The sequence below is a fragment of the Nostoc sp. DedQUE08 genome (genome assembly GCF_034530895.1).
In the GTDB taxonomy this organism is placed as follows: Bacteria; Cyanobacteriota; Cyanobacteriia; order Cyanobacteriales; family Nostocaceae; genus Nostoc.
The window spans coordinates 1-13581 of the sequence record NZ_JAVRCD010000017.1 but is presented as its reverse complement, the minus strand read 5'-3'; the positions used below and the strand labels follow the sequence as shown (position 1 = coordinate 13581).

The window sequence follows — 13581 nt, the reverse complement described above, 5'->3', positions numbered from 1 at the left end:
TATGGCTTATCACACCTACAAATCTCCGCTTCTATGGTTAGCATCGATAGTCAAAGACAGCCGAGTGAGTGTTGGAGAATATACCGCCTGTGACAACTCCATTACCTTTGCGTTGTGGTTTCCTGATGAGAGAATTGAGATTGGTAAATATTGCTCTCTAGCAAAAGATATTACTATCTTCGGTGGCGGAGAGCATCACATTACTAGGGCGACTACTTATCCATTTCGCCTGTTCTTCCCTCTCTCTCAAACCCAGTTTGCAGAACGGCGTGACGAAGTACGCCACAAAGGTACTACTTCAATTGGAAATGATGTATGGATTGGCTACGGTGCAACCATTTTGTCAGGAGTTAAGATTGGCAACGGAGCAGTCATCGGCTCTCAGGCAGTTGTTGCCAGTGATATCCCTGATTATACGGTTGCTGTAGGCAACCCAGCTAAGGTTATCCGCTCTCGATTCAGACCTGAAACAGTTGAACGTCTGCTGAAACTGCGTTGGTGGGACTGGGATACTAAGAAAGTTATTGCAAACCTAGAATGGCTTTACCAAAATCCTGACGATTGGCCAGAAGATATCCAGTTTAATGAATCTACAGAAGGTCTGCCAGATTTTCCTGCACCTGAACTTCTAGAGGAAGACATTAAAAACATCAGCAAAGGGTAAGGGAATCCACATTTTAAGACGTGAGATTTGAAATGAGGACGCAATGCAAGCCGCGCAAAATGTAACACTATTAATAATAGTGTTACATCTGTTTTTTTGCGATAGTTCCGTCGGTGCTTTTAATACCAGCTTTGACGCTGATATCTAGAGTTGCTGTTGTTGTCGGACAAAACACACACCCGAATGGCACGCTTGTTAACGGCAAACCCATTATATATAAGGCTTTTGGGTGTGGGGTGTGGCTGAGTGGGTGTAGTCAGTCAGAAATTTATTTGTATCCCCACTCATATTTACTAGAAACAGGGTGTGGGGTGTGGGGTGTAGGGTGTTGGGGGTAGGGTGTTGGGTGTAGGGAAAAATCAAGAAAAGTGAACAGGGTGCAGGTTGTATTGGGTGTGGGGTGTAGGGAAATTAAGACAGACACTCCGGGTGGGGCTTTTACCTGCCTTGCGAAATAAGGATTTTTCGCGCGCGTGGGGCGAGGCTTTAAACCTACACCCTACACCCTACACCCTACACCCTACACCCTACACCCTACACCCTACACCCAACACCCTACCCAGACGAGCTTTCAGCTTTACAAGCGTGCCATTCACACACACCCAAAGCAGAAAATTGAACCGAAAAGAGAAATCACCATGACCCTGACAATGACACCCACTATTACTGCCTTTGAACGGTCGCCTGATGGCGGCAAGGGACTGGCGCGTGACATGCGCGTTCGCTGGGCGCTCGAAGAAGTGGGCCAACCTTACAACGTTCGTCTTGTTTCGTTCAGTGAGATGAAGCAACCCGCGCACCGTGCGCTTCATCCTTTCGGGCAAATTCCAACCTATGAGGATGGCGATCTCGCCCTGTTCGAGTCGGGGGCGATCGTGTTCCATATCGCGGAGCGCCATACAGGGCTGTTGCCAGACGATGCCAATAGTCGAACGCGAGCGATCGCATGGATGTTTGCCGCACTTAACACGATGGAGCCGCCAATCGTTGATCGGGAAATGGCCACGTACTTAGAGCGTGATGAGGCCTGGTACGAGCAGCGCCTGCGTGTCGTCGAAGGCCGCATCCGTAACCGGCTCTTAGAACTTTCCAGTCACCTTGGAGATGCCGACTGGCTCGATGGTGCATTCAGCGCAGGCGACCTGATGATGGTGGAAGTGCTGCTCAGGTTGAAAGACTCGGGTATGCTGGACGACTATCCAAATCTCTCTACCTATGTCGCCCGTGGTGAAGCGCGGCCCGCCTTCAAGCGTGCTTTCGCCGCTCAATTAGCGGTTTTCACTCTTCAGCAACCGACTGGCTGACTAGCGCAAAAGAGAGATTTGACACTATTGCTCCTGCCCCCTGCCCCCTGCCTCCTATTTGTATCAACTTTAAAGTGAAACGGTATTACATGTAATGCCCATTGAGCATTAATGGTATCAGAAGCGGCGATCGCAGATAGGAAGATGATGTAGGTTTGCCCAAAAATTTATCCCTTGATGACCAAACCCCGGCATGAATTACGCAAACAATTGCAAACTGTTTAACTATAAGCATTTCAGCTTTACAAGCGTGCCATTCTCTACATAACTGATGTGGCCACCATTATCAGCAACTTCTAACCGGAGAATGTAGCTATCATTCTGCAACAGCGATGGGTCGAACTTACCCAGTACACTATTAGCGATCGTTAGAAGTTTACTTCCGGCCACTCCGGGTTAGCTTTGGCTACTTTTGCCGCACTGAAGTTTTAATTTAGTTGCTCTCGGATTTCGTGTTTGAGGAAAGTAGGTTGCTCTCCTTGATGCTTTTTATGCAACTTTTAGTTGTAAATATCAACCCCTAATTGCACAATTTTGGTTGATTTCAAGCACAGTAACTCAGCTAATGTACAGCCAAATATTTTACACAAAGCAGTAAGGACTTCTGGAGAAGCGTTTTTGACATCTGTATTTGTCTCCATCCTGTTCAAGTACTGGCGAGAAATATCTACTTCAAATTCAGTAAGCCTTTTGGATAAATTCAACAACGGTATATCGCCACGCAACTCACGCATTTTTTGCCCACGCGCAGCTGTCCATTTTATAGAACCTACTTCTGTCAGTGGTAACATCACGACCTCTTCCATATCTTCTCTACTTGCCATATTATGCAACTTCTAGTTTACAATCAAAATAATTTGTTGCAACTATTTGTAGCATAAATTTAGTCATTGCGATCGCACTGTGCCAGTTGCGTAAGTCCTGTAGTACTTCACTAATACCATTTCTATTCCGAATACAAAGCTTTCAGAACTGGATCAAAGTAATACTTCTGTACTATTGAAGGCGATCGCCTCCACGAGGTTACCAGTAATCTGACAACAGAGCGTGTTATTTCTTTAACTTCCTATGACTTTATTCTTGAAGCTCTTTTCTGTGCAGCTTCAATGTAAATTGATATCAGTATTCACGTAATTCTTCGATAATTCAACTGTCGGCTCCTAATTGCAACGATGTCTACGACGGGCTACGCCTACGCAATTGAGATTCACTCTTTAATGTATAGTCAAGGGAATCCCGTTATCTTTGGGTTTTAAATTGAGAATAAACGGAACAGCTTTCAATACCCAATCGGACACGGGTGTATAATTAGCAGCTTCTTCTCCAAAGCTAATAGAAAGCATATCTGTATGAATGATACCTGGATTGAGGGGTATAGCTGCCATACCAGTTGGCAATTCTTGTGCCAAAGAACGAGTTAATCCTTCTATTGCCCACTTAGAAGCACAGTATGGTGCTACTTGGGCTGAAGTCGAACGTCCCCAGCCAGAACTAAAGTTAACAATAATACCCCGTTTGTTTTTCACCATTGCTGGTACGAAATGGCGAATTATATTCGCTACTCCTTTGATATTGATATCTATAAGCTCAGAAAATTCTTCAGATGGTATTTCCCACAAAGGTGCTAGGTAATTAGTAATTGCTGCATTATTTATCACTATATCTGGCGGTGAATATTTTTGAAGTACGTCTTGGGCCCATTTTTTTACAAGTTGTTCATTTGCCACATCTACAGATGTGAAATCGTTGTTAGCACTAAACTTTTGGCGTATTTTATCGATAGCATCTGATGAACGAGCGCAACCAATAACAGTATGTCCCTGTTGAATAAAACCCTCGGTCATCGCATAACCTAAACCTTTGCTTATGCCCGTAATTAAGATCAGCTTAGTCATATTATTCTGTTATTATTAGATTTCGGTTTTTTTCCGGTCGGTTTCGTGGGGGTAAGGTTCGTCCATCATAAAACTGAATAACTAACTTACTTAGTCCGATCCATGCTAGTGCAAAGATTAAGGGAGCTAGAGTTTCAATCACAACTACTACAACTGATGTTGTCTGAAAAAATAAAAGCATTGGAGTCCAAGCCAAAGTAAGTACTGCTGCAACTCCACTCCCAAATCTCAATCGCTCAATAATAGAAAGTGCCGAGCTACAACTAGCACATTTTTCCGTATGAGAATGATACCTCTCCAGCAGCACGGACTTTGCCAATGGGGGAGAAAAAGTCTCTTTGCCAAATGGTTCAGCGTTATATTGGTTTACCCACTGACGCAGTTCAAATACAAAACTATCTGCTTTGGTTGGAAGGTAAAAGGCTTTAGTAAAGTTCGGGCTACCTCCTTTAGCTTCAAGATACCTTTCCTGATAGTGGAGAAAAATTTGATCGTCTTCTAAAACGCCATTTTGTCCAATGTGGTAATACCAACGCGGTCTGAGCTTAATAAACCAACCTGGAAGTTTATCAGGAAACTTAAAAGGAAAACGTGCAAATACACGACATTCTCCTTTACGTATAGGTGTAGCATAAACAACGGTTAGAATTCTGCCGCGCTGGGAGTTGATGTCGTGCCACATTAAACTTGGAGCGACGAAGGTTGTAGATAACTCTCCTGATTGCCCTGGTTTCAAACCTTGTTTCCAAATCCCTTTGAATCCATGTTTCCCAGATTCAATCACTTCAAGTTCTAGAGGTGCTGCATTTGCCCTATTTCCTACCGTTTTATGGTGTGTAAACGATATGTGGCTAGGGTCTAGTATATTTTCTAATAGGGTTAATGCATCATAAGGTACATCTCTAAATGTATTAATTACAACCCATCCTTCTGGAGATTCTTCTAATGGTTCAATTATTGGGACTTCGGTTTTGGCAGCATTTTCATATTCACCAACGTATACAAACAGTAGTCCTTGCTTCTCGATAGTTGGTAATGATGCCACACAAGCTCGTTTTGATGTCTCTGCTGTTCCACCTTCGACTTGTTGAGGAATCCTTTGACAATTTCCATCTCCAGAAAAACCCCAACCGTGATAGGGACATTCCAAAAGCCCATCGTCACTAATTCTGCCTTCAGACAACGGTGCTAAACGATGAGGACACTGGTCTTCAAAGCTTCTCCAAGATTGGGCAAGTCTATCCCACCAAATTACAATATCTCTTCCCAGCACTGTAAAAGGCGTTGGTTTTGATTTGTCTAAGTCCTCTAGGTAATGGATGGGATACCATGTTTCTTTACAATCAAAACTATTCGGATCGCTGCCGCCCCCAGGCTGTTTTGAGTGCAAACTATCTCTGACGTTAACTTCTTTCTCAAGCATTTTTGATGTTTATTAACTTTTATTGCCTACTCTAAGATTTATTTTAACTAGTATGAACATTGGCTGTATGGCGATCGCATTTCCATTTTTGATTTTATGAATAGCCACTAAAATGGCAGATAATATGCTATTAGTAAACACTGACAAGACAAGTTTCTCAATCCTTCCCTACGCCGAGAACTCTTACCCCATTATCAGGCTTGAACACTGACTGGAACAGGGAGAATACGACCCAAACCTGTGAGCTTGCGGAAAATCTGAGTCAATAAAATAGGCTCAGGTTTTTGAGGAAGCATTTTTATGGTTTCACGGACATATTGAAAGTCGTGACAGTGAGGCTTGAGGTCAACAATGCCGCATTCGGGGTTACTGTGACGGAAATTAGCTAGAAGATGAGCTTTCTGGCGAAGTAATCGCACTAATGTTATAAAATCGTGTTGCTCTCATTGCCGTTTGAATTTAGACTTGCTGTCTAGGTTTGCACTTTTGTGCATAGCTTGAAAATTGATCTCCAATTAAAATAGGTGCATACTTTAACGAGTAGAGTTAGGGATAAAAATTACAAAATATGAATCTCAAGATAAACCTGACAATTCAGGCCATGTGGAAAAGCTCATTTTAGCGGTTTCCTAACCCTGATTTTCCGTTAGCTATTTTCATTAACTTAAAGCTATTGATAATTAAGCTGTAAAAAAAGCCAAGCTTTTTCGAGGATTGAGGACTTACCGTGAAAAGTAAGCAAAATAAACACTGTAGAGTAAAAGATTTTTTGTAAAGCTTAAGGAAACTTTTAGTTTAAATGAACATAAGTAAAAATCCGGTAGAAGTAAGTTTGAAAAAAGATCGCACTTATGGACATTTACCAGTGGAGAAAAAACTGGGTATTCTTGTTGTCGATGACCATCAATTAATTTTAACTGGTACTCTTGATGTATTAAATCGAGAGTATCCCGAAGCTGCTATTGTTAAAGCTCAGACTAGAGAAGAGACACTTTATCAACTTCAACTTCATCAGTTTGACTTGATTGTGATGGATTTATCAATTCCCGATCGGCAAGGGAAGATAGCAGAAATTGATACCGGAATTAAGCTGTTGCAAAATTTGCTCAAAGAATATCCCCATCAAAATTTTATCGTGCAAACTAGTTATGTGAAAGCCTTGATCCGGATCAAACACGAGATTGATAATCATCAAGGTGGGTTTGCGATCGCAGACAAAGGATTACCCGAAAATGAAATGCTGATGCGGGTTAATTTGGCACTTCAGGGTGCAACTCACACCAAAGACATCAAAACGGGAATCGAACTCAAACCAGAATGGTTGGATGTGTTGCGGTTAGCTTTTGAAGAGAGTTTAACAGATAAAGCGATCGCCGATCGAATGTATAAATCAGAACGAGCAGTGCGGACTTACTGGACAAAGATTCAGGATGTTTTGGGTGTATATCCTGAAGACTGCAAGCAAAGCGGTAAGAATATGCGAATCCAAACCGAAGTTCGTTCCCGTGAAGAAGGCTTAATTGATTAATACGCAAAAAATTAAGCTGGAAGCTAGATGAAAAGGAGAATCAGGAATCGCATTTGGAAAGAATTCAGGTTATGGTCGCTGGCTATACGTCCAGGGATCGTAGTGCTGTTGTTGGTAATGTTAATCCGAATAACTGGAGGAATACAATCTTGGGAATGGATGCTGCTTGATACGATGCTACGTCTGCGTCCGATAGAAAACCCTGATGAACGTGTAGTAATTGTGGGTATCGACGAAAAAGATATTGAATGGGTTAAACAATATCCAATCCCAGATCAGAAGATTGCAGAGTTACTCACCAAGCTGGAAACTTATAAACCGCTAGCCATTGGGTTGGATATCTTCAAAAATGTTCCTGTAGAACCTGGTGGCGAACAACTAGCGCAGATATTACGAGCAAATTCTAATATTATTGGTATTGAAAAAATTTTACCGCCTGGAGAAACTTCACCACCCCAGAGCTTGCCATCCGAACGAGTTGGGTTTGTCGATTTACCTAATGATGAAGATAGCAAAAATCGACGCTATTTGTTGTATACGCCAAATCCTAAGAATATCAATGAAGATAAATATTCTTTAGCACTGCGGTTAGTTACTAAGTATTTAAATGCGAAAGGAATTGAGCCGCAAACTGGAAAAAATGACCCGAATACAATAAGATTCCGTGGGATTGAATTACCCCGAATTACCCATAATTTTGGCGGATATGTCAGGGCTGATGATGGGGGGTTGTCAATTTTGATGAACTTTCGCAACAGCGATCGACCTTTTAATATTGTTTCGCTGCGCGATATTCTCAACGATCGAGTTGATGCAGAATTGCTGCGCGATCGCATTGTCTTAGTTGGCAATCGCAATATGAGCGCGGGTGATATTTTTTATACTTCAGCTTTATCTAATTTAAATTTAAGCGGTCAAATTTATGGCATTGACTATCACGCTCATGTTATCAGTCAAATTCTTAGTAGCGTAATAGATAGCCGGACAATGTTGCATAGTTGGGGAGAGTTTGGAGAGTACACATGGATATTTGTTTGGGGGATTTTGTCGATCGTTATCGGACGGTTTACCGAATCTGCTCAAGCAAATTTACTGACTGTAACTGTAGCAGCATTTTGTTTGTTTAGCTGCGGGTATATGATGCTGTGGGTGTGGGGTGTATGGATTCCTGTAGCACCTAGTTTTCTGATATTAGCCGTGAATGGGTTAGGTTTAGGTGCTTTTTACCAGCATGATAAATTTTTGCGATCGCAAATTAAGGAACGTCAAAACACAATTCAACACACATTTACTGTAATTCATAATGGCCCTTTGCAAATTCTTGCTTATGGATTAAAGCATCTGCGTGCTAAAGATATTCCTTACGAACAACTGGTTGAGCAATTTGAAAAACTCGATCGCGAAATTCGTGAACTTGGCGATTTTCTCAAACTCGAAGCATTAACCACAGAAGAGAGCTTACGTTTAGGTAGCGGATTAATACTTGAATTGAAACGACCTTTGCATGATTTATTATATGAGGTTTACTCAAGTACATTAGAACGTAAAGATTTTGAACATTTTAAAACATTAAAAGTTAAAATTCGGAATTTTGAACCGATTGATGATAAATATTTAACTATAGAACAAAAACGGGGAATATGTCTGTTTTTAGAAGAAGCTTTATGTAATATTGGTAAACACGCCCAAGGAGTCAAGCGAGTTCAAGCATCGGGTGTTTATAGTGCAAATAAATACAATTTATCTGTAAGAGATAACGGTTCAGGTATTAAATCAAAACTAGAGAATAAAGGCACAAAACATTTTAAAATGCTTGCTAAACAATTAGGAGGAGAGTTTCGCCGTGAATCGCTTTCTCCACGTGGGACTATATGTGAACTTCGTTGGAAACCTACAAAGGAATTTTAAGAAGGAATAAGGCGTTATATCATGTCTGCTAGATTACTTATTAAACCTGAAGAACCCCACCCCGCCAAAGCTATGCTTTGTCTCCCCTCTCCGGCTTGCAGGGAGAGGCTGGGGGTGGGGTGCAATGACTGTGGAAATCATAACTAATTATACGGACATGATATTAGTCGCCAGAATTCTTAATTCTTAAAAAGTTTTAGATAACCACACAATCAACAGCATTTACCATGAGTCATCAACATTTCGTATTTTGGGAAAATAAGGGCAGATTTACAAGCTTGGTTGTAGGAGTAGTTTTTCTTATGACCGCAGTCCCAGCATTTGCCGAGTTTAAACCACGCGATCGCAAACCAGCCAGCGACAATACCCGTGCAGGTGGTTCGCGTGGATGTTCAGCTAGCAGCATACCACTGACGCAGCTTGCACCTCAGACATTTATCGGTAAAACTGCTTCCACACGTCCAACCTTAGCTTGGTATATGTCAAGTTCTCAAAATGCGCGATTCCAACTGTATGAATTTGATTCACCCAAGACAGTTAAAAAAATTGGGCAAGTTAAAGAAATACCCACAACAGTTGGGATTAACAAACTAAAACTTCCCGTTGATTACCCCGAACTCACAGTCGGTAAAACATATTTATGGCAAATTGCAATTGACTGCGAAAACGACACGATTATTAGACGTGCAGAATTTACCGTTATCAATCCTCAATCACTTGCTAAAAATCGATTTACTAGCATTCCAGAAAGTATAAATTATTATACTGAAAATGAACTGTGGTACGAAGCATTAGAAGAAGCATTAAAAGCAACTGGTAATGCTAAACTGGGTCAAACTGGGGCAACTTTAGTTAAAGAACTTGCACAGTCAGAAATGCTTATCGGTAATGACGTAGATAAAAAAAATATTCAGCAACGAATTGAATACCTCCAGAAAATTGGCAGCGAAAAAATATAGCAGTTTTCATTTTGATGCAACACACTCTGACCTCACTCCAAACCTCTCTCCTTTTAGGAGAGAGGCTTTGAATCTTACTCCGCTTCCAGCAATAAAAGTTTTTCCGATCCCCTCTCCTAAGAGGCTACGGTGTACACACAAGTCTGAAATAGTTTACTCACTTGGTTTTTCATGTCAGTTTTACCCCACCCTAACCCTCCCCTTAGAAAGGCTACGGTGTACACACAAGTCGAATTACCCCCCTTAGTCCCCCCTTTACAAGGGGGGAAACAAGAAAAATCCGGTTCCCTCCCCTTTACAAGGGGAGGGTTAGGGTGGGGTAATTCGAGAACTGGTAGTAATTCGATAACTTGTGTGTACACGGTAGCTCTTAAGAGGAGAGGGTTAGGGTGAGGTCTTTATTAAACAACTAAGAACCACTATAAAAATAGTAGGCAGAATAGAAATGGTAAAAATTTGGCCGATTGCTGTCACAGGATGGCTGGGATGCGTGATAGGTATTGCAGTTTCTATTAATCCTACTTTTGCTCAGTTAACTCCCGATAACAGCCTGGGAAAAGAGCGATCGCAAGTCATTCCTCTTAATACAAACAATGACCGCATCGAGGGCGGTGCGGCTCGTGGTGCTAACCTATTTCACAGTTTTCAAGATTTTAACGTGGGTGAGGGTCGAGGCGTTTATTTTGCCAATCCAGAAGGGATAACAAATATCTTTTCTCGCGTTACTGGTGGTAACTCATCAAATATTTTCGGGAAATTGGGAGTATTAGGTAATGCAAATTTGTTTTTCCTAAATCCCAATGGAATTGTGTTTGGGAAAAATGCCCAGTTAGATATGCAGGGATCATTTGTGGGGACAACGGCAAGTAGTGTAAAATTCGCTGATGGTAGAGAGTTTAGTGCAACTACCCCTCAAAATACACCTTTGCTAACTATTAGCGTTCCTGTGGGCTTACAATTCGGGGTGAATCCTGGAAAAATCACAGTACAAGGATCAGGTCATAATTTAACGTACAATCCATCCACTGCTGGAACCATTAGAACTGATGTTCCTGGATTGCAAGTACAACCAGGGAAAACCCTTGCACTTGTTGGCGGTGATATAAATTTGGAAGGTGGAAATCTGAGGGCTGAGTCTGGACGAATTGAATTAGGAAGCATCGTATCACCGAGTTTAGTTAGCTTGACGCAAAATGATTCAGGTTTATTTTTAGAATATTCAGGTGTAAATGCTTTTGGAAATATCCAGCTATCTCAAAAAGCCTCAGTTGATGTCAGTGGAGAGGGTGGAGGTTCTATTCAAGTACAAGCAGAGAAACTATCAGTGCGTGATGGTGCATCGCTTTTGTCTATCACCACTGGTTCAAAACCTGGGGGAGAGTTTAATGTCAACGCTACCGAGTCAATAGAACTAATTGGAGAATCAGCAGACAAAAATTATGCCAGCAGCTTATATACAGAGTCTCAAGGTGCTGGTTCCTCTGGAGAGTTAAACGTTAATACAGGAAAATTAATCGCTACAGATGGAGCTTATATTTCAACTTATATTGTATCTTCCGGTAATGGAGGAAATTTGAATGTCAAAGCTTCTGACTCTGTAGAATTGTTTGGCAGGGGTATATTTTTAAGTGGCTTTTATACAGGAACAAGTACTAGCAGTAGTGGAAATGCTGGAAATTTGAGTGTCGAAGCTAGAAGTTTGGCTATTAGTGGAGGTGCGCTACTTTTTGCCAGTAGCCCTGGAGAAGGAAATGCTGGAGATATTACAGTTAATGCTCAAACAATTAACTTAAGTAACCAAGGAACTATTAGCTCTGTCAAGAGTGGGCAGGGAAATGCTGGTAGTATCTCTATTAAAGTTCAAGATACTTTATCTCTAACTAACGGCAGTCGATTATCCAATTTTACGGTACCGGAAACGGTAGGTAATGGTGGAGATATTAATATCCAAACAGGAAAACTCTTTTTAGATAATAACTCTTATTTCACTGCTAGCACCAATGGACAAGGGAATGGTGGCAATATTATTATTCAAGCAGCAGACACTATTTCGATTGCAAACAAAAGTAGTATTTTCAGTGTCGTTTCTAACACAGGTGTAGGTAATGCCGGGAATATTCGTATTCTTGCAAAGTCTTTTTCTGCAAGTGGAGAATCTTCTGTTTTCAACAGCAATATTGGTGGGAAAGGGAATGCTGGCGATATCTCAATCAATACAAAAAAGAATGTTTCTTTCACAGGTGGTTCTTTTTTGAGTGCTAGTACATTAGGTGAAGGTAATGGCGGGAATATCAAAATTCAAGCAGATGGTGCTGTGAAATTTTCTGGACGTAGTGAAAGACTTGGTAGCGGAATATTTAGCGGCGTGTTGAAAACTGGTGTAGGTAACAGTGGTGATATTGAGATTGTAGCCCGTAGTTTTGAGCTATCTGATGATGCTGATTTGTCTACATTGTCTAATGGTAAAGGCAACGCGGGTAATGTCTTGATAACTACATTAAGTGACACAACAATTAAAGATAGTAGTACTATAGCAACATTTCTTACCACAGAGGGAAATGCTGGTAAAATTGCAATTCGAGCAGGTGGTGATGTCTTAATTTCGGGAAAAAGCGATTTGTCCTCTTTTCTTTACCGAAATGCAGTAGGTAAGGGTGGAGATATTGAAATTCAGGGGCGTAATTTTTCTTTAACCGACGGTGCTGTTTTAAATTCTACTACTGTTGGCAAAGGCGATGCTGGAAATGTGCTAGTTAATGCCACTGGCAACATTTCTTTAACAAATGGTGCTAGCATCTATGCTGCGACATTTGGGCAAGGAAATGCAGGTAACGTCACCGTTAATGCTGGGGGTAAATTCTCTCTTCAGGGGACAACTCTTGATGGTTCTAACTTTGACACTGGCATCTTTAGTATAGTCGGAGTAGATGCAGGATTCACAGGTAAAGGTAAAGGTAAAGGCGGTAATATTAACGTTACAGCCCGTGATTTATCTCTTAATGGTGCAGCTTTATCTGCTAGTAGTCTGGGAAATGGAATTGCCGGGAATATTAATATTAATTCAAGTGCTGTAAGACTAGATAATAAAGCCGCTATTACTGCTGTGACTAACTCTAGTGATGGTGGAAATATTAACTTAACCGCTACAGATTTATTACTATTGCGTCGTAACAGCAATATCACTACAACTGCGGGGTTAGCCAAATCAGGTGGCGATGGCGGTAACATCAATATAGACTCAAAATTCATCGTCGCCAGCCCTGAAGAAAACAGCGACATCAGCGCCGATGCATACACTGGTTCCGGTGGAAGAGTCCAAATCAATTCGCAAGGTATCTTCGGTATCGAGTCGCGTCCAAAACCAACTGAGAAAAGTGATATTACTGCAAGTTCGCAATTAGGCATTTCAGGTATAACAAATATTAACGCACCCGATACCAGTTCCATTCAAAACAGCTTTACTGAAGCATCTCCAAACGTCATCGACACTAATGCACTCATCGCCAATAGTTGCATTTCACGCAGTTCCAAGCAAGGGGGTACATTCTTCATTACTGGTTCTGGCGCTTTACGTAATACTCCAGGGGATCAATTAATTTCGGTATATTCCACTGGTGAGGTGCGTAATGTTGAACCAACATCCCGCCTTTGGAAAAAAGGCGACCCGATTATTGAAGCACAAGGAGTTTATCGACTTGCTGATGGACAGTTGGTACTCAGTCGAGAATGCCATTAAAGTATAGCGCTTCTGGGTTGAGTTCAATACAGACCTAACAAGAACAGTACTCATTTGTTATTTCTGAGTACTCATTTGTTATTTCGGAGTACTCATTTGTTATTTCGGAGTACTCATTTGTTATTTCGGAGTACTCATTTGTTATTTCGGAGTACTCATTTGTT

Annotated in this window: 10 protein-coding genes and 1 pseudogene; 6 read left to right on the top strand and 5 right to left on the bottom strand. The window is 41.4% G+C overall.

What is annotated here, in order from left to right:
- The first annotated feature begins 1 nt into the window (after position 1).
- Together RMY64_RS13670 and RMY64_RS13665 are read left to right on the top strand one after the other, a co-directional pair.
- Positions 2–664 carry a CatB-related O-acetyltransferase gene (locus RMY64_RS13670; protein WP_322672386.1) on the top strand — a complete coding sequence of 221 codons (663 nt, stop codon included), beginning with the start codon at positions 2–4 and terminating at the stop codon, positions 662–664.
- 638 nt (positions 665–1302) lie between these two features.
- A complete protein-coding gene (locus tag RMY64_RS13665) occupies positions 1303–1968 on the top strand; it encodes a glutathione S-transferase family protein (protein WP_322700292.1) in 666 nt (221 codons plus the stop codon).
- A 225-nt stretch (positions 1969–2193) separates the two neighbouring features.
- Here RMY64_RS13665 and RMY64_RS13660 read toward each other — a convergent pair whose 3' ends face one another.
- The 5 genes and pseudogenes from RMY64_RS13660 to RMY64_RS13640 all read right to left on the bottom strand — a co-directional run.
- On the bottom strand, positions 2194–2358 hold the full coding sequence (locus RMY64_RS13660; protein ID WP_322672388.1) for a hypothetical protein: 165 nt from the start codon (positions 2356–2358) through the stop codon (positions 2194–2196).
- Positions 2359–2468: 110 nt separating this feature from the next.
- Positions 2469–2792: a helix-turn-helix transcriptional regulator gene (locus RMY64_RS13655; protein WP_322672389.1), complete on the bottom strand. Its 324-nt coding sequence runs from the start codon at positions 2790–2792 to the stop codon at positions 2469–2471.
- A 390-nt stretch (positions 2793–3182) separates the two neighbouring features.
- Positions 3183–3863 carry an SDR family oxidoreductase gene (locus RMY64_RS13650; protein ID WP_322672390.1) on the bottom strand — a complete coding sequence of 227 codons (681 nt, stop codon included), beginning with the start codon at positions 3861–3863 and terminating at the stop codon, positions 3183–3185.
- 1 nt (position 3864) lies between these two features.
- Positions 3865–5286 carry a Rieske 2Fe-2S domain-containing protein gene (locus RMY64_RS13645; protein ID WP_322672391.1) on the bottom strand — a complete coding sequence of 474 codons (1422 nt, stop codon included), beginning with the start codon at positions 5284–5286 and terminating at the stop codon, positions 3865–3867.
- 194 nt (positions 5287–5480) lie between these two features.
- Positions 5481–5681: pseudogene (locus RMY64_RS13640) on the bottom strand (IS4 family transposase); the annotation flags it as partial.
- 404 nt (positions 5682–6085) lie between these two features.
- Here RMY64_RS13640 and RMY64_RS13635 point away from each other — a divergent pair.
- The 4 genes from RMY64_RS13635 to RMY64_RS13620 all read left to right on the top strand — a co-directional run bounded on the left by RMY64_RS13635 (position 6086) and on the right by RMY64_RS13620 (position 13417).
- On the top strand, positions 6086–6814 hold the full coding sequence (locus RMY64_RS13635) for a response regulator transcription factor (protein WP_322672392.1): 729 nt from the start codon (positions 6086–6088) through the stop codon (positions 6812–6814).
- Positions 6815–6841: 27 nt separating this feature from the next.
- Positions 6842–8722: a CHASE2 domain-containing protein gene (locus tag RMY64_RS13630; RefSeq protein ID WP_322700291.1), complete on the top strand. Its 1881-nt coding sequence runs from the start codon at positions 6842–6844 to the stop codon at positions 8720–8722.
- A gap of 302 nt (positions 8723–9024) precedes the next feature.
- Positions 9025–9681: a DUF928 domain-containing protein gene (locus RMY64_RS13625; RefSeq protein WP_322700290.1), complete on the top strand. Its 657-nt coding sequence runs from the start codon at positions 9025–9027 to the stop codon at positions 9679–9681.
- 445 nt (positions 9682–10126) lie between these two features.
- The gene (locus RMY64_RS13620) at positions 10127–13417 is read left to right on the top strand and encodes a filamentous hemagglutinin N-terminal domain-containing protein (RefSeq protein WP_322700289.1); all 3291 of its coding nucleotides are present in this window, start codon (positions 10127–10129) and stop codon (positions 13415–13417) included.
- The last annotated feature ends 164 nt before the right edge of the window (positions 13418–13581 follow it).